The following is a 15237-nucleotide window of genomic DNA, read 5'->3' on the forward strand; positions in this document are numbered from 1 at the left end:
GAAGGAGATACCCGAATGAATGCAACACGTCTGGCCAGGTGGACCGCGGTGACCGCCGGAGCGGCGATCTTCGTCGGCATCGCCGGTGCCGCCGTCGCGGAGGAGCAGCACGGTGACGAGGCGGTGGACGTCTCCGTTTCGATCGCGCAGATCGACGAACCGGGCGTGCTCGCGATGAGCATCGCAGGCACGACGACGACCCTGGTCGAGAACGGGTCGGATGCCCTCGTCCGTCAGTTCACCGGATCGCTGCCGACAGTGACGGTCACCGACACTCGTGACCCGGGTGACATCCCTGCGGGGGTGGGGTGGTACGTGCTCGGCTCGTCCAGCGCCTTCGCGGGAGACGCAGGACAGCCGGCCATCGGAGCGGATCATCTCGGCTGGACACCGCGCCTGATCGACGGCGGTGACGCGGGCCTGGTCACAGAAGGCGATCCCGTGCAGACCGTGCTCGACACCACGGCGCCGGATCCCTTCGGTCTCGTCGACCAGGAGCTGTTCGCGATGGCGCTCGATTCCGCAGCGATCGCTGCAGAAGGGCAGTGGACCGCTACGGCGGACCTCACGCTGCGCACTCCTGCCGAGGTGGCGCCGGGATCGTACTCGGGAACGGTGACGCTCTCCCTCTTCGAGTAGCGCAGGACTCCGCGGTCGCGTTCACGATCGTGATCGCGACCCCGGTGGTTGCTCCCGTCGCAGGAAGGCCCAGAAAACGATGAAGAGACGCTCATCACGGTTCGCGCGGGTCGCGTGCGCTGCAGCGGTCCTCGCTGCTGCGATCGCACCGGCCGTCTGGTCGACGTCAGCATCCGCGGATGACGACCAGACCGTCACCTGGTCGGTGCGCCCCGCCGACGAATCGGGTCCAGATGGCCGGGCGTGGGCCGAGCTCGAGCTCGAGCCTGGCGAAACGACGACAGAGCGGATGGCGGTCATCAACCTCGGAGATTCGGCCGTCACGTTCTCGCTCGCGAGCGCTGACGGCTATCTCACCGAATCCGGACGCTTCAATATGCTGCCGTCGGACGAGAAGTCCACCCGAGCCGGTACGTGGATCACGTTGCCGTCAACGGTGACCGTGGAGCCGGGTGCAACCGCTGTCGTTCCGTTCCTCGTCGAAGTCCCGAAGAATGCGACACCGGGCGACCACGCGGCGGGAGTCGCGGCCTCCATCCGCTCCGAAGGTGCTTCGGAGGGGGCCGCGGTGGGAGTCGAGAGTCGGGTCGGTTTCCGCGTGATGGTCCGGGTCGCGGGTGACGTCGCACCGGGCCTGGAGGTGCATGGAGCGGGGGAGTACATCACCGAATGGAACCCTCTGAATCCGGGGACCGTCGTCGTGAGGTACACGCTCCACAACTCCGGCAACGTGCGTCTCGAATCCTCCAGCGCCGTCGAATGGAATGGCCGGACCGTCTCCGGTGAGACCGTCGAGCTCCTGCCCGGCGATGACCGGGCGGTCGAACTCCACCTCCGAGATGTCTGGCCGCTGGGTCTGCTGTCGGTGCCACTCTCTGTGGAGCGGGCCGTCGTCCTTCCCGACGGCTCGCGCGAGCACATCGGCCCCGTCATGCAGACCGTGTCGGTGTCGGCGATTCCATGGCCGCAGCTGCTCGTCTTGCTCTCGCTGGTGCTCATGGTGGGCGGAATGGCATTCCGGGGTCGCCGCCGGCGGCGACAGGTCGAGACGCTCGTGAATGCCGCGCGGGAAGCCGGGCGCCGGGAAGCGCGCATCGAGGGATGATCGTGCGCCGCATTCTTCTCCGGGCTCGGCACACCGCCTGGAGCTTCATCTCGTCACTGTCCGTCGCCTCTCTCGCGGTGTACGAGCAGGTCACCGACGACATCGACAGCGGTGGCGTCACCGTGCAGGTCACGATCGCGCCGGACTATGGCATCGCGACGCTTCCGGATACGGGCGCCGACCCCGCATTGCTGATCTCCGTGGCGATCGCCCTGGCGGTCATCGGTGGCGCGATCATCGTGCACCGGAGACCGGTCAGTGCGAACCGGCGGCGCACAAACCTCAGCGTCGGTGCGGGGGAGGCCCCGAGCTCCCGCGCACGATGAGCTCGGTCGGGACGAGGTCGGCGGGGGCCGTCTGTCGATGCTCCATCGCGGCGATGAGCGCGCGCATCGCTTCGACGCCGACCTGATCGAAATGTTGACGGACCGTCGTGAGAGCCGGCCAGAAATTCGCAGATTCCGCCATGTCGTCGAACCCTACGACGCTCACGTCGTCCGGAACACGGAGTCCGCGCTCGTGGAACGCGCGCAGAAGACCGAGGGACATCTGGTCGTTCGCCGCGAACACGGCGGTCACATCGTCGCGCGCCGCCAGGATGAGCCCGGCGCGGTGTCCAGAATCAGCGCTCCAGTCGCCGGTGATGACTTCAGGCACGCGTGCGCCCCGCTCGATGAGGGTGCGCTCCCACGACTGCCGACGGCCGTGGGCCGAGTACGACTCAGGGGGACCGGCAACGTGCCAGACGGTCTCGTGCCCCAGATCGAGGAGGTGTTCGGTCGCGAGCTTCGCGCCCTGAGCCTGATCGGTATCGACGACGGGGTAGCGACCTTTTCGATCGGAGTCGATGACGACGACGGGAAGGCCTGTCGGCAGTTCGACCTCGGCCTCGGCGAGACTGTGCGCCTCGATCACGATGATGACGCCGTCAACCGCCTCTTCATTGAGCCGGGCGAACGCCCCGGAGACACTGGCCTGCGTCGCCGCTCCGAGCGGGATCAGATTGAGGGAGTAGCCGCCGGCCGCACACTCCGACGCGATGGCGTCGATGGTGCGCATGTTTCCGTGAGAGGACAGCGAAGACATGATGACGCCGATGCTCCGGTACCGGCCGTCGCGCAGAGCACGCGCTGCGCCGTTCGGGCGATAGCCGAGTTCCTGCATCGTGGCGATGATGCGCTGCCGGGTCTCCGCCTTGACCACGCCGCGACCGGTGGCAACTCGCGAAACCGTCTGTCCGGACACTCCGGCGGCTCTCGCGACGTCGGCCATCGATGGACTGCGCTGCGTTTTCGCGCCTGCTTCTGGCATCCGTACCTCCGATCTCCCCATCCTCTGACACTTTAGGGCGGATCTCGGCCGCCGCAGCCCGCAACGGAGGCCGTGTGGTCGCGGCACGCGTCTATGCACTCAGCGATCCGGGCACTTGCGCGCGGCGCGGTTCATTGGATATCGTCGCCGATGTTGTTTACGTAAACAATCAGATCGACAGGAACGAGACGATGATGTCTTTTGATACCGTCAGGCCCGGCACCATCCGGCCCGGGCACGTGTTCACCGACGACCGTGGCCAGGTCGCGCAGCTGCACGGCTGTGCGCCGGTCCGTGTGGGGGACCGGTGGTACGCCTGGGGTGAAGACAAGTCGAACGGATCCTTCTTCACTGCTGTCGGCTGCTACTCCTCGCCGGACCTCGCCCAGTGGCGTTTCGAGGGGAACTCGCTCGAAGTGCAAAACCACCCCGAGCTCGGCGCCGACCGCATTATCGAGAGGCCGAAGGCCCTGCAGCGACCGGACGGTGCGTGGGTGCTTCTCCTGCACATCGAGTCGCACGACTACGCGGACGCGCGCGTCGGCTACGCGGTGGCCGACAACCCGGTCGGGCCGTACACCTACATCGGCAGCGAGCGACCGCTCGGCAACATCAGCCGCGACATCGGCGTCTATCAGGAGCACGGAACGGGATATCTGCTGTCGGAGGACCGCGAGAACGGCCTGCACATCTACCGCCTCCGCGATGACTACCTCGGCGTCGAGTCGGTCGTTGCGACGCTGCTCCAGCAGGCTCGACCCGAGATCGGCTACGAATCCCCTGCTCTCGTGAAGCATGACAGCCTGTACTACCTGTTCGGCTCCGACCTCACCGGCTGGTCGACCAACGACAACAAGATGTCAACGGCGACGAGCCTCGAGGGTCCCTGGAGCGATTGGGCGGACATCGCCCCTCCGGGAACAGCGACCTACGACTCCCAGGTGAGCGCGGTCGTGCCGCTGGGCGGCGACCGTTTCCTCTACGTCGGCGATCGCTGGCAGGAGAAGGACCTGGAGAACTCGCCCGCCGTGTGGCTGCCCATGCGACTGCGTGATGGCGAGGTCGAGATGTCGTGGGTAGAGGAGTGGAGCGCAACCGATCAATGACCTTCCATTTCCGGGGGCATTACTCGCGGTTCCGCGACATGGCGCCTGGCGGGGACTCCGCCTGAGTGTGAGAAGTCAGCCGTGCTGGTGGGGCCCGAGGGGGTGTGATCCCGCCGAGCCCCAACAGCATGCACGTACCGAAGCCAGGGTGCCTTCGTCCCGCTGGCCCGACTCCCTATCCGCGCGGCGGATTCTGCGGCAACCACTCCTCGAGGCGTGTCTCGAAGACATGAGCGCCGTCGATCGGGATGAGCGTGCGCTCCGCGATCCGGGCGCCGTAGTACGGAGCGCTGTCGTCGCGGACGACCGTGCGGGCGTCGCCCCGGAACGCGAGAGCCCGGCGCGCGAACTCGTCCATTCCGAAGGCCTCAGGGCCGGCGATCTCGAAGTCCCCTGCCGGTTCACCGGCCGCCGCGCGAGCCACTGCGGTCGCGACATCCTCCGCCGCGATCGGTTGAATGAGCGCGCCGGGCAGCGTCACAGTGTCGCCGTCCGTCGAGATGTCGGCGATGCTGCCGACGAACTCGAAGAACTGCGTGGCATGCACGAGGGAGTACGGAATGCCGGATTCGCGGATGAGCTTCTCCTGGGCGACTTTCGCCGCGAAATAGGGGATGCTCTGCGGTCGGTTCGTTCCGACGATCGTGAGGGCGACGTGATGGGTCACGCCGGCCTCGGCTTCTGCCACGAGCAGGTTGCGAGTCGACGTCGTGAAGAAGTCCATTACGTCGTCCGGGGCGAAAGACGGCGAGTTGGACACGTCGATGACTGTGTTCGCGCCGGCCAGCGCTTCGGCGAGACCTTCGCCCGTGAGGGAGTTGACGCCGGTATTCGGTGACGCGGCAACAGCCTCATGGCCATGCTCCGTGAGCTTCGTGACGACCTTCGAGCCGATGAGACCCGTGCCTCCGATTACGACGATTTTCGCCATGTCATTCCTTCCTCTCAGGGGGCCGAGAGGCACCCATCAGCTATGACAGCGCGGATGCCCCCGATGTGACGACCCGCGGATGCCGCTCATATCCGGCTGTCACAAATCGCGTCGCTGTCCGGTCTCCATTGGAGAGCGGCATCCGCATGAACAGGTGCAGGTTGAGAACGGACTCGCATGAGAGTGGAAGAAGTGACGAGGAACGGCGACAATTCCCTTGTGCGTGACGATCTCGACCAGGCGGTGGAGGCTTTCGACGCCCACCGTCGACGGCTGTTCGGCATCGCGTATCGCATGCTGAGCACGGTGGCCGACGCCGAAGACATCGTTCAGGAGACCTGGATCCGGTGGCAGAACACGGATCGCACGAAGGTGCAGGAGCCGGCGGCATTCCTCACCACGATCGCGACCAGGTTGTCGATCAACGTCCTGCAGTCCGCCCGCCTGCGAAGGGAGACGTACGTCGGGCCGTGGCTCCCCGAACCGGTGAACACGGAAGACGATCCCGCCCTCGGCGCAGAGCGCGCGGAGGCGCTGCAGTTCGCGATCCTGCTGACGTTGGAGAAGCTGACGTCGACGGAGCGCGCGGCGTACATCCTGCGGGAGGCGTTCGACTATCCGTACGCGCGCATCGCGGAGGTGATCTCCTGCAGCGTGGTCAACGCGCGGCAGCTTGTCAGCAGAGCGCGGTCGCATCTGTCCTCCGCGAGGAACGCGACGGTGGACCCTTCCTCGCAGAGGCGACTGCTCGAGGCTTTTCTCACGGCCGCGCAGAAGGGTGATCCTCGAGAACTCGAATCGCTCTTCGCCGCGGATGTCGTGAGCTACACCGATGGCAACGGGGTCAAGATCGCGGCGCGTGTTCCGGTGACCGGACGGTTGCAAGTGGCGAAGTTCATCGCCGCGTTCGCGAGCCATTTCTGGAGGAACAAGGCGATCGACTGGGTTCAAGTCAACGGCCAGCCCGCCGCAACGCTCACCGAGGACGGTGTGGTCACCACACTCGTCACCGCGACGACGTCGAGCGAAGGAATTCTTCAGATTCTCTGGGTGATGAGCCCGCAGAAACTGGGGCACGTGACCGCGGTCGGCGCGTGACCCGGATGCCGTTCCCGGCGTGGCCGCGCCGTGGGAGTCCTGGCTACGCCGCTGCAGCGACCATGGCCGCGACCATCGTCGTCGGCAGCGGAAGTCGCGTGCCGCGAGACAGGGTTCCGCCGCGCCGTCGACCGGCCTAGACTCCTGCCCGAAAGATCCGTTCGGCTCCGCGTCGCCGTTGACGCGTGGCGACGCGGGGCACGAAGGAGACGACGATGCAGACGCTGACGATCGACTTCATCTGCTCCCTCGACGGCTACGGTGCCGCCGAGGGGTGGCCGGGATGGTGGGGTATGGAGAGCCCCGGGTATCTCGAATGGCTCGAGGGCGCACCTGACAAGGACGACCCTCTGCTCATGGGCGCGAAGACCTATCGGGTGATGTCGAAGCTCACGGCTGGCGGAGAGCCGGGCACGGACGTGCTGAACGGCATCCCCAAATACGTCTTCTCCTCGTCTCTGGCGGAGCCGCTCATGTGGGAGAACTCGACGCTGGTGCGAGAGGATGCCGTCGCGTACGTCCGGCGGCTCAAAGAGGATTCCGATCGACCGCTGCGCACCATCGGCAGCATTGCGTTGTGCCGTTCGCTGCTGGGGGCGGGTCTTGTCGACAGGTACCGGGTCGGGATCTTCCCCGTCATCACGGGGGCGAGCGGCCGCGACCGCATCTTCGACGGCTACCCGGATGTCCGCCTGGACCTCGTCGAAGCCCGCACATTCGACATGAGCATCCAGCTGCTCGAGTACATTCCGACCGTGTTGGATGGCCCTCCCGGTGATTGACCCCGGGCGGTCCGCTCCCACGATCGGCATGCTGCCGAGTGCGAGGTGGCCCTACTCGTCGGCTGCGCCGAACAGCGGAGTCAGGAACCGACGTTCGTAGCGTCGAATGCACCCGGTGCGCTTCGCGTAGAGATACGCCTCCATGCAGTCCGGATCGTTCGCAGAATCCTGACGGTAACGCTCGTATGCCGCGAGGGAATCGAAGGTGAAGAGCGCGAATGCCTCGTCGCTGTCTCCTTCGCTGGGGAGGAAATAACCGTGATGACGTCCGCCGAAACGCTCGACGAGAGGGATCCAGAGGCGCCCGTACTCACGGAATTCGTCAAGCTTGTCCGGATCGATTTCGTATCGGAGATGGATGGAGATCATGGTGCCCCTTCGAGTGGCTCGAGTTCTTTCGCAAGGAAGTGATCGGCATAAGGCGACGTCGAGAACGCCTCGACCGGCTCATACCCTGAACGCCGATAGAGCCCATGAGCCTCCACCAGGTCCTGGCGCACGGTCAGCCGCAGAGTCCGGATTCCCCGACGGATACTGATCGCCTCGAGTTCGCTCAGCAAGGCTCGTCCCGCACCGCGGCCGCGGACAACGGGATCGAGGTAGATCCGCGTGAGTTCGCCGACGTGCGGCTCGACGATGCGGACACCGCCGCACCCGACCGCATCCGCTCCATCTCGAACGAGTACGAGGAACCCTCCGTCACCGCGCAGGTGGTCACTGGGCTCGTCGAGCATCGCATTCTCGGTCTCGGCCGGCGTCGCCGCGCGCCCCCAGTACCGGCCGACGATGTCCGCGTAGTACCGCACGAGCACCCTCGCCCCATCCTCGCTGTGGGGGTCGACGATCTCGAAGGTGAGCGGTCGCGGGCTGGGCATTACCTCAGTGTAGGTAGTGGCGGCGTCACCCCAGGAGAGCCGAGGTCAGCGGCGAACGCGAACCGTGCGCCCCTCGAACGTGACCAGGTCGCCGTCCTGCAGCTGGCGCCCCCGGCGACGCTCTTCCTCACCGTTCACGTTGACGTACCCATCGATGACGACCTCCTTGGCGTTGCCGCCGGAGTCGAGCAGGCCGGAGAACTTGAGGAACTGTCCGAGGCGGATGACCTCGCCTCCGGTGGGAACGTCTTCGATCGGATCCGTGCTCGTCATTCCTGAATGCTAACCGTCCTCGAGGCGGAGCATGCCGCACTCGGGTGCTCATCCATGCAGGTCGGCCTGGATGACGCGGATGACCTCTGCGAGAACGCCAGAACCGAGAAGCCCAGGTCCGAGTGGGCCGGCAGAGTCTTCGCCCAGGAGAGGGAGGCGCTGAAGCGCGGCCCTTGCCTCGGCGGACAGATGACTCAGCTGCCAGTGGATCTCGTCATGCATGGCATCTGGGCGATCCGGCGCTGCCAAACCTGCGGCCTTCGCAGCGTATGCCGCTGCACCGAGAGCATGAGCGCCCATGTGAGCGACGCCAGACGCCTGCGCGGCTGCCCTGGCGGCTGCCACAGCGGCCGGAGCAGTCACGGCTTTCGCGGCGCGACCCGCGACGAAGCGGCGACGGATCTCCCCGGCGGCATCGAGGTCGCCGCCGGCAAAGGCGCGAGTTCGAGTGATCGCATCCCGTGGGCGCGGATCTGCAGGCTCTTCGGCTTCGAACAACGCCAGTACTCGTTCCGCGCAGTCCGCTGCCCAGGCGGCGACGACTCGGCGATCGGCCTCACTCAATGCCTGCGGAGATCCCATCAGGGACCCACCGGATACTGGCTGCTGACCGCGATGCGATTCCAGCTGTTGATCGCGACGGCGAGCCAGGTCACGGCCGCGATCTGCTTCTCGTTCAGGATGCTCTCCACGTCGACGCCACGATCCGCGAGCCGGCCATGGTCGCCGATCATGGTCACCCGCTCGGTGATCTGCAGCGCCGCCTGCTCCTCGGCGCTGAAGTACTGCGACTCCCACCACGCAGCGAGCACCGCCAGTCGTTCGGGCGTCTCGCCGTGCGTGACCGCATCGGCGCAGTGCATCCTCAGGCAGTAGGCGCAACCGTTGAGCTGGGAGGCCCGCACCTTGACGAGTTCGACGAGCAACGGCGAGAGTCCGGCATCCACTCCGGCCTCAGCGGCCTTGGCGCTGAACTCCAGCATCGCCCGGTATGGGGCAGCGTAGATCTTGCCGATGTTCACATGCGACACGGTGTCTCCTTCGTTCCGACGCGGATGCGCCTTCCACAGTAGAGACTGCGTCAAGCGGCCCGCCCTAGGCTGGACCCATGACCAAGAACTCTCTCTGGACTGTCGTCGGCGTCGTCATCGCCGTGGTCATCGCCTGGTGGATCGTCGGAGCGCTGTTCTCGCTGCTCTGGTTCATCGCGAAGCTGGCGATCGTCGCCGTGGTGGCGGTCGTGGTGTTCTTCGTGCTGCGAAACCTGTTCCGCTCCGACGGCAAGTGACGGCTCAGGACGCAGCGCATGGCGCCTTGCCCGGTGCGTCTACGCTGAACGAGTGACCGAAGCGACCACCTCTGCTGAGCGTCTTGTGCGCCGTTTCGCCCGCGAGACGAACCTGCTCGTCGCCGGTCGCGAGTTCTCGGTCGTCGGGACGGATGCTGTCGCCGACGCACTGCGCGAACTCCTCCCGGCGCTCGGCGCCCGCTTCGGTGACGGCGGTGTCGTCTTCGCTCCGGGCGAGTCGCCGGAGATTCGGCTCAATGGACGCCCGCTGCCTCCGCGAGACACCGCAGCGGCGCGGGTCGACGCCGCGGGTGCGCACATGCCGGTCTCGACCGACCTCGCTCGGCGACTGCGTGATGCCGGAACGGTGCGAGGGGTTCGGATCGGCATCGCGATGGTGCTCGAGCCGAAGACGGCACAGCTCGCACTGCTGCTGCGCGACGCGGGTGCCACGGTCGCGGTCTACGCTCACCCCGACGAGATCGACGTATCCGTCGCCGACGTTCTGCGTGCCCGCGGCATCCCCGTCGACGGCGACCCCGAGATCTCCGGTGCCGTCGAGCGGGCCGCTGCGGTCTCCTTCCTGCGCCGCGGTTTCGACCTGCTGCTCGACGACGGATCGCACCTCATCCGCCTCGCTCACGAGGAGGGTCTCGCCTCGTCACTGCGCGGTGCCGCCGAGGAGACCACGAGCGGGCTCACACCGCTCCGGGTGATGGAGCGCGAGGGCGTACTCGGCATCCCGGTGATCGCCGTCAACGATGCTCCGATGAAGACATCTTTCGACAACCGATACGGTACGGGGCAGTCCTGCGTGTTCGCGATCGCCGACGCCTTGGATGCTGTCGGCATCGGGATCCGCGACCAGCCGGCCGTCGTCATCGGCTACGGTCCCGTCGGGGAAGGCGTGGCTGCGCACCTGAGTGCCCTCGGCGCGCGTGTTCACGTCACGGAGACCGATCCGGTCCGGGCACTCCGCGCCGCGCACGACGGCTACGACATCGGACGGCTCGAAGACCTCGCGCCGGGTGCGCTCGTCGTCTCGGCGACCGGGGTCGCGCATACGATCGGCGCCGAAGCACTGCGCACTGCGCGCATCGTCGCCGTCGCAGGCGGTGTGCCCCATGAGGTCGACGTCGATCTCTCGAGCCTGCGCCCCTACGCGACCGAGAGCGGCGCGACCTCGCCCTTCCTCGACCGCGTGGGTGAAGGGGCAGTGCTGATCGCTCGCGGCGGGTGTGTGAACCTCGCTGCGGCCGAGGGCAATCCGATCGAGATCATGGACCTCTCGTTCGCGGTGCAGCTCGCCGCCGTCGAACAGCTCCTCACATCGACGTTGCCGCCGGGCGTGCATCCGTTCCCGGCTGCCGCCGACACGGCGATCGCGGTCGCCTCCCTCGCGGTCCGCGGTGAGCGGATCGACGAGCGCAGCCCGGCACAGGTCGAGGCGCAGCGCGAATGGCGCTCGCCGCGATTCCGCGGAGCGATGGCATGAGTGCGGTCACGGTGTTCTCGGCCGGGCTCGTGGTGCCGATCACGGCGCCCCCGATCGTCGACGGCGCCGTTGCCGTCCGCGACGGACGCATCATGCACGTCGGTGAGCGGGCATGGGTTCTGCGCTCTCTGGCTGATCGCGGAATCGCCGCGGAGGAGGTGCACTGGCCGGGTGTTCTCACGCCGGGGCTCGTGAACGCGCATACGCACTTGCAGTACACCGGCATGGCGCAGGTGGGACGAGGACAGTACGACGGCTTCGACGACTGGGTCCGAGCGTTCGATCCCGTCTACGAAGGCGGACGTGATTGGGGGGTGGATGCGGCAGCCGGCGCCGAGATGGCGCTGCGCTCCGGAACCACTGCCATCGCCGATGTGGTGACCGATGACGTCGCCGCGACGGCGCTCCACGATGCGGGCCTGCACGGCATCACCTACTGGGAGGTGATGAGCTGGACCAACACGGAATGGGCACGCACGGGACGTGCTCAGGTCGAGCAGGCGTTGGACGCCCTGCCCACCCCTCCAGGAACCGGGCTTTCTCCCCACGCGCCCTACTCCCTCGACATCGAGCCGCTGCTGGAGATCCCCGACATCGTGCGCGAGCGCGGCGGGCGCATCCACATCCACCTCGGTGAGGCCGCGTTCGAGAGCGAGTTCGCGCACGAGCATCCGCAGGCCTGGCACACCGCAGGGCTCGCGAGCTTCCAGGAGCTGCGGGATGCCGGATTCGGCACGAGCGCGACCGAGTTCGTCGACCAGCTCGGCGTCCTGGGACCCGACTGCCACATCGCGCACGGCGTCTACATGAGTGCACGAGACCGGGCGATCCTTCGCGAGCGCCGCACCACCGTCGCGCTGTGCCCGCGTTCCAACGCCGTCATCGGACTCGAGGAACCACCGATCGCCGCCTACCTGCGCGAGGGCAGCCCGATCGCGGTCGGCACCGACTCCCTTTCGTCCAGTCCCTCGCTCGATGTGCTCGCCGACGTCGCCGAACTCGCCCGCATCGCCCGCGCGCAGGGGTACACCGACCGCGACCTGCACGCACGTCTGCTGGGAGCTGCGACCATCGGCGGTGCTCACGCGATGGGGATCGACGTCGGCCCCGACCGCACCGGTTACCTCGCCGTCGGCGCACTCGCCGATCTGACGTTCTTCGACGTGCCGGCGGGGGGCGATTCGATCGCCGAGCTCGTCGAGACGGGCGCGGGCCGAGCCGCGGCCACCGTCGTGTCGGGCGTGCTCCGCTATGCCGCATCGTCGTTCCCTGTGATCCCTGGGTCGATCTCATGACCGCCATCGAGACGCCGAACGACTTCGTGTCGCCAGGTTTCGATGCCGCTGATTCACGGCGGGGGCACTCGCCTACGCTGGTACCAAAACCGAACTCTATTCAGGAGTAGCCGTGCCCCTTGCCACCACCCTTCGCCGCGCCGCGGCCGCAGCCGTCGCCGTCTTCGCCGCTGCCTCTCTCGCCGCCTGCGCCGGTGCGCCGGCAGACTCGTCCGCCGGCACTGATGACGGCTCGCTGCAGACCGTCACCGCCGGCAAGCTCACGATCGCGACGGGTGAGCCCAACTACGAGCCGTGGTTCGTCGACGACGACCCGTCCAACGGTGAAGGGTTCGAGGGCGCCGTGGCGCTCGCCGTCGCCGAGCAGCTGGGCTTCGACGCCGACGATATCGTCTGGGTGCGCACCGGCTTCGACGCGGCGATCGCACCGGGCCCGAAGGACTGGGACATCAACATCCAGCAGTTCTCGGTGACCGACGAGCGCAAGAAGGCCGTCGACTTCTCCTCGCCGTACTACACGACCACTCAGGCCGTCGTCGCGCTGAACGACTCGACTGCCGCATCCTCGACCTCGATCGCCGACCTCAAGAAGGCCACGGTCGGTGTCGCATCCGGCACCACCAGCTACACCGTCGCCAAGGAGCAGCTCGGCGAGGCGAACCTCAGCGTCTTCAACACCGTCGATGACGTCGTGCTCGCCCTCAAGGGCGGCCAGATCGATGCCATGATCACCGACCTGCCCGGCGCGTTCTACGTCACCGGCGCCCTGGTCGACAACGCCACCGTGACCGGCCAGTTCGCGAGCACCGACGGCGGCGACCAGTTCGCGTTCGTGCTGCCGAAGGGCTCGGCGCTCACGGCAGCGGTCACCGATGCGGTCGACGCCCTGCGCGACGCCGGCACGCTCGACGAGCTGCAGCAGGAGTGGCTCAGTGACGCGGTCGACGTCCCCGTCCTGAAGTGACCAGCACCTCCGCCGACACGGCGTGGCAGCCGAGCGACCTCGAGCTGTCACGCCGTGCTCTGCGGCGTCGGGCGACGAGCCGTTCGGTCCTGATCGCCCTCGTCAGCAGCGTCGTGCTCGTCGCGGTGCTCGCTGTCATCATCGTCAACACCCCGGGCTGGGCCGTCGTCCGTCAGACGTTCTTCGACCCCGAGATCGCGGTGAAGAGCATCGGACCGATCTTCCAGGGGCTGCTGACGAACCTCCTGGTGCTGGTCATCGCCGCGGTCGGCGTCGCCATCCTCGGCACGCTCCTCGCCACGACGAGATCGCTGCGGGGCCCGGTGTTCTTCCCGCTGCGTGCGCTCGCCGCGGCGTACACCGACTTCTTCCGCGGCATCCCGCTTCTGATCGTGCTCTACCTGATCGGCTTCGGCATCCCGGCCCTGATGATCTTCCCGCGGATGCCCCCGGCGTTCTGGGGAACGATCGCGATCATCCTCACCTATTCGGCGTATGTCGCCGAGGTGCTGCGCGCCGGGATGGAGGCCGTGCACCCCTCGCAGCGCGTCGCCGCCCGATCGCTGGGACTCAGCCACGCGCAGACGTTGCGGATCGTCGTCATCCCGCAGGGCGTCCGCAAGGTGGTCCCTGCGCTCATGAACGACTTCGTGTCCATGCAGAAGGACGTCGGCCTGATCTCGGTGCTCGGCGTCATCGATGCGGTGCGCGCGGCGCAGCTGCAGGTCGCCGACACATACAACTACACGCCGTACATCGTCGCCGGTCTGTTCTTCATCGCCCTCAGCTGGCCGATGATCCGGCTCACGGACGCTCTCACGGCGCGACTGAACAAGCGCGAGCAGGCCGGAGGCGTCGTATGACCGTTCCCGAGGGTCAAACTCCTCCCGTCATCGAGACCCGGGGCGTGCGCAAGCGCTTCGGCGACCACGAGGTGCTCCGTGGCGTCGACCTCGCGGTCGGTGCACACGAGGTGGTCGTGCTCATCGGCGCATCGGGATCGGGCAAATCCACTCTGCTGAAGACGATGAACCTCATCGAGCGCGTCGACGACGGTCAGATCTTCCTCACGGACGAGGACATCACAGACCCCCGGGTGGATGCCGACGCCGTGCGTGCCCGCATCGGCGTGGTCTTCCAGCACTTCAACCTGTTCCCGCACCTCAGCGTGCTCGACAACGTCACGCTGGCGGCGCGCAAGGTGCACCGGATGCCGACGGCAGAGGCGCACGCCCGCGGCCGCGAACTTCTCGAGACCCTCGGGCTCGGCGCCAAGGCCGATGAGTACCCCGACCGGCTCTCCGGCGGCCAGCAGCAGCGCGTGGCCATCGTGCGGGCGATCCTCACCGACCCCGCCGTTCTGCTTCTCGACGAGATCACGAGCGCGCTCGATCCGCAGCTGGTCGGCGAGGTCCTCGATCTGGTGCGCGAGCTGAAGCGCCGCGGCACCACGATCGTGATGGCCACGCACGAGATGTCGTTCGCGCGGGAGGTCGCCGACCGCGTCGTCTTCCTCAAGGAGGGTGTGCTGATCGAGCAGGGTCCACCCGAGCAGATCTTCGACGCGCCGCAGCATCCGGACACCGCCGAGTTCCTCGCGCGCGTGCGGCGCTGACGCACGAAGAGCAGATGTCAGAGGCCGCCGCTAGCGTGAGGGCGTGACTGACGTGCGACTCGAGGGAATCACCGTTCTGGCCGACGACGTGGCGGCGCTGACGGCGTTCTTCCGTGATGCCCTCGGGCTGCGACCGGCCATCGTCGAGAACGACTATGCGGCGTTCGAGGGGGAGGGCGTGCGGTTCGCCGTGTTCTCCCGCCCCGGCATGGGGCCGAACACGCACGATCACCCCGACTACCGGATGCCGAGATCGGGCCAAGCGTTCGAGCTGAACTTCGAATGCGCCGATGCTCCGGCAGTCGATCAGCTGCTCGCGAAGATCAGGAGGCTCGGCGGCCTCGTGGTCGCGGCACCGGTGCAGACGACCTGGGGGCACTACTCCGCGTTCTTCGCTGACCCCGAGGGGAACATCCACTCGCTGTTCGCGGTGCTTCGCGACTGACTGCCGCGACGGCGA

20 protein-coding genes are annotated in these 15237 nt (G+C 67.2%); 13 read left to right on the plus strand and 7 right to left on the minus strand.

Features of this window, described 5'->3' with window-relative positions; translation table 11 throughout:
• Window positions 1-15: 15 nt before the first annotated feature.
• The 3 genes from MRBLWO13_RS05155 to MRBLWO13_RS05165 all read left to right on the plus strand — a co-directional run bounded on the left by MRBLWO13_RS05155 (window position 16) and on the right by MRBLWO13_RS05165 (window position 2070).
• Window positions 16-639: a hypothetical protein gene (locus MRBLWO13_RS05155; RefSeq protein ID WP_341976731.1), complete on the plus strand. Its 624-nt coding sequence runs from the start codon at window positions 16-18 to the stop codon at window positions 637-639.
• 79 nt (window positions 640-718) lie between these two features.
• A complete protein-coding gene (locus MRBLWO13_RS05160) occupies window positions 719-1744 on the plus strand; it encodes a DUF916 domain-containing protein (protein ID WP_341976732.1) in 1026 nt (341 codons plus the stop codon).
• 2 nt (window positions 1745-1746) lie between these two features.
• The gene (locus MRBLWO13_RS05165; RefSeq protein ID WP_341976733.1) at window positions 1747-2070 is read left to right on the plus strand and encodes an LPXTG cell wall anchor domain-containing protein; all 324 of its coding nucleotides are present in this window, start codon (window positions 1747-1749) and stop codon (window positions 2068-2070) included.
• On the opposite strand, the gene MRBLWO13_RS05170 is transcribed toward MRBLWO13_RS05165, so the two are convergent.
• Complete coding sequence (locus tag MRBLWO13_RS05170; protein ID WP_341976734.1) at window positions 2027-3055, minus strand: LacI family DNA-binding transcriptional regulator; 1029 nt, start codon at window positions 3053-3055, stop codon at window positions 2027-2029. The genes MRBLWO13_RS05165 and MRBLWO13_RS05170 overlap by 44 nt on opposite strands.
• A 191-nt stretch (window positions 3056-3246) precedes the next feature.
• Between MRBLWO13_RS05170 and MRBLWO13_RS05175 the strand changes: the two genes are divergently transcribed.
• Window positions 3247-4161 carry a family 43 glycosylhydrolase gene (locus tag MRBLWO13_RS05175; RefSeq protein ID WP_341976735.1) on the plus strand — a complete coding sequence of 305 codons (915 nt, stop codon included), beginning with the start codon at window positions 3247-3249 and terminating at the stop codon, window positions 4159-4161.
• Between the two features lie 175 nt (window positions 4162-4336).
• On the opposite strand, the gene MRBLWO13_RS05180 is transcribed toward MRBLWO13_RS05175, so the two are convergent.
• Window positions 4337-5092: an SDR family oxidoreductase gene (locus tag MRBLWO13_RS05180; RefSeq protein WP_341976736.1), complete on the minus strand. Its 756-nt coding sequence runs from the start codon at window positions 5090-5092 to the stop codon at window positions 4337-4339.
• 219 nt (window positions 5093-5311) lie between these two features.
• On the opposite strand from MRBLWO13_RS05180, the gene MRBLWO13_RS05185 reads away from it, so the two are divergent.
• Together MRBLWO13_RS05185 and MRBLWO13_RS05190 are read left to right on the plus strand one after the other, a co-directional pair.
• Window positions 5312-6190 (plus strand): RNA polymerase sigma-70 factor, encoded by an 879-nt coding sequence (locus tag MRBLWO13_RS05185; protein ID WP_341976737.1) that lies wholly within the window; start codon window positions 5312-5314, stop codon window positions 6188-6190.
• Window positions 6191-6405: 215 nt separating this feature from the next.
• Entirely contained in the window at window positions 6406-6972 is a 567-nt protein-coding gene (locus tag MRBLWO13_RS05190) for a dihydrofolate reductase family protein (RefSeq protein WP_341976738.1), read from the plus strand.
• Window positions 6973-7023: 51 nt separating this feature from the next.
• Here MRBLWO13_RS05190 and MRBLWO13_RS05195 read toward each other — a convergent pair whose 3' ends face one another.
• The 5 genes from MRBLWO13_RS05195 to MRBLWO13_RS05215 are packed head-to-tail and all read right to left on the minus strand — an operon-like array spanning window position 7024 to window position 9151.
• Complete coding sequence (locus MRBLWO13_RS05195) at window positions 7024-7341, minus strand: NIPSNAP family protein (RefSeq protein ID WP_341976739.1); 318 nt, start codon at window positions 7339-7341, stop codon at window positions 7024-7026.
• Window positions 7338-7847, minus strand: coding sequence for a GNAT family N-acetyltransferase (locus MRBLWO13_RS05200; protein ID WP_341976740.1), 510 nt, complete (start codon window positions 7845-7847; stop codon window positions 7338-7340). Before MRBLWO13_RS05200 ends, MRBLWO13_RS05195 begins: the two co-directional genes overlap by 4 nt.
• A gap of 45 nt (window positions 7848-7892) precedes the next feature.
• Window positions 7893-8120, minus strand: a complete 228-nt coding sequence (locus tag MRBLWO13_RS05205) for an RNA-binding S4 domain-containing protein (protein WP_341976741.1) — start codon at window positions 8118-8120, stop codon at window positions 7893-7895.
• 48 nt (window positions 8121-8168) lie between these two features.
• A complete protein-coding gene (locus tag MRBLWO13_RS05210) occupies window positions 8169-8702 on the minus strand; it encodes a putative immunity protein (RefSeq protein ID WP_341976742.1) in 534 nt (177 codons plus the stop codon).
• A complete protein-coding gene (locus MRBLWO13_RS05215) occupies window positions 8702-9151 on the minus strand; it encodes a carboxymuconolactone decarboxylase family protein (RefSeq protein ID WP_341976743.1) in 450 nt (149 codons plus the stop codon). Before MRBLWO13_RS05215 ends, MRBLWO13_RS05210 begins: the two co-directional genes overlap by 1 nt.
• A gap of 77 nt (window positions 9152-9228) precedes the next feature.
• On the opposite strand from MRBLWO13_RS05215, the gene MRBLWO13_RS05220 reads away from it, so the two are divergent.
• The 7 genes from MRBLWO13_RS05220 (at window position 9229) to MRBLWO13_RS05250 (ending at window position 15222) form a co-directional block, all read left to right on the plus strand.
• The gene (locus MRBLWO13_RS05220) at window positions 9229-9408 is read left to right on the plus strand and encodes a hypothetical protein (protein ID WP_341976744.1); all 180 of its coding nucleotides are present in this window, start codon (window positions 9229-9231) and stop codon (window positions 9406-9408) included.
• A 52-nt stretch (window positions 9409-9460) separates the two neighbouring features.
• On the plus strand, window positions 9461-10903 hold the full coding sequence (locus tag MRBLWO13_RS05225; protein WP_341976745.1) for an adenosylhomocysteinase: 1443 nt from the start codon (window positions 9461-9463) through the stop codon (window positions 10901-10903).
• Complete coding sequence (locus MRBLWO13_RS05230; protein ID WP_341976746.1) at window positions 10900-12198, plus strand: amidohydrolase family protein; 1299 nt, start codon at window positions 10900-10902, stop codon at window positions 12196-12198. The genes MRBLWO13_RS05225 and MRBLWO13_RS05230 overlap by 4 nt, the downstream gene beginning before the upstream one ends.
• A gap of 112 nt (window positions 12199-12310) precedes the next feature.
• Window positions 12311-13162 carry an ABC transporter substrate-binding protein gene (locus MRBLWO13_RS05235; protein ID WP_341976747.1) on the plus strand — a complete coding sequence of 284 codons (852 nt, stop codon included), beginning with the start codon at window positions 12311-12313 and terminating at the stop codon, window positions 13160-13162.
• Window positions 13159-14025, plus strand: coding sequence for an amino acid ABC transporter permease (locus tag MRBLWO13_RS05240; RefSeq protein ID WP_341976748.1), 867 nt, complete (start codon window positions 13159-13161; stop codon window positions 14023-14025). The genes MRBLWO13_RS05235 and MRBLWO13_RS05240 overlap by 4 nt, the downstream gene beginning before the upstream one ends.
• Window positions 14022-14777: an amino acid ABC transporter ATP-binding protein gene (locus MRBLWO13_RS05245; protein WP_341976749.1), complete on the plus strand. Its 756-nt coding sequence runs from the start codon at window positions 14022-14024 to the stop codon at window positions 14775-14777. The genes MRBLWO13_RS05240 and MRBLWO13_RS05245 overlap by 4 nt, the downstream gene beginning before the upstream one ends.
• A gap of 43 nt (window positions 14778-14820) precedes the next feature.
• Complete coding sequence (locus MRBLWO13_RS05250) at window positions 14821-15222, plus strand: VOC family protein (protein ID WP_341976750.1); 402 nt, start codon at window positions 14821-14823, stop codon at window positions 15220-15222.
• Window positions 15223-15237 lie beyond the last annotated feature (15 nt).

Origin of the sequence: Microbacterium sp. LWO13-1.2 (genome assembly GCF_038397725.1) — a bacterium.
GTDB lineage: Bacteria > Actinomycetota > Actinomycetes > Actinomycetales > Microbacteriaceae > Microbacterium.

Bases quoted from the DNA above. Each gene is read 5' to 3' on its own strand.
- MRBLWO13_RS05195 (WP_341976739.1), bottom strand. From the start codon at position 7,341: ATGATCTCCATCCATCTCCGATACGAAATCGATCCGGACAAGCTTGAC.
- MRBLWO13_RS05220 (WP_341976744.1), top strand. From the start codon at position 9,229: ATGACCAAGAACTCTCTCTGGACTGTCGTCGGCGTCGTCATCGCCGTG.
- MRBLWO13_RS05210 (WP_341976742.1), bottom strand. From the start codon at position 8,702: ATGGGATCTCCGCAGGCATTGAGTGAGGCCGATCGCCGAGTCGTCGCC.
- MRBLWO13_RS05155 (WP_341976731.1), top strand. From the start codon at position 16: ATGAATGCAACACGTCTGGCCAGGTGGACCGCGGTGACCGCCGGAGCG.
- MRBLWO13_RS05205 (WP_341976741.1), bottom strand. From the start codon at position 8,120: ATGACGAGCACGGATCCGATCGAAGACGTTCCCACCGGAGGCGAGGTC.
- MRBLWO13_RS05190 (WP_341976738.1), top strand. From the start codon at position 6,406: ATGCAGACGCTGACGATCGACTTCATCTGCTCCCTCGACGGCTACGGT.
- MRBLWO13_RS05200 (WP_341976740.1), bottom strand. From the start codon at position 7,847: ATGCCCAGCCCGCGACCGCTCACCTTCGAGATCGTCGACCCCCACAGC.
- MRBLWO13_RS05175 (WP_341976735.1), top strand. From the start codon at position 3,247: ATGATGTCTTTTGATACCGTCAGGCCCGGCACCATCCGGCCCGGGCAC.
- MRBLWO13_RS05245 (WP_341976749.1), top strand. From the start codon at position 14,022: ATGACCGTTCCCGAGGGTCAAACTCCTCCCGTCATCGAGACCCGGGGC.
- MRBLWO13_RS05170 (WP_341976734.1), bottom strand. From the start codon at position 3,055: ATGCCAGAAGCAGGCGCGAAAACGCAGCGCAGTCCATCGATGGCCGAC.
- MRBLWO13_RS05180 (WP_341976736.1), bottom strand. From the start codon at position 5,092: ATGGCGAAAATCGTCGTAATCGGAGGCACGGGTCTCATCGGCTCGAAG.
- MRBLWO13_RS05230 (WP_341976746.1), top strand. From the start codon at position 10,900: ATGAGTGCGGTCACGGTGTTCTCGGCCGGGCTCGTGGTGCCGATCACG.
- MRBLWO13_RS05160 (WP_341976732.1), top strand. From the start codon at position 719: ATGAAGAGACGCTCATCACGGTTCGCGCGGGTCGCGTGCGCTGCAGCG.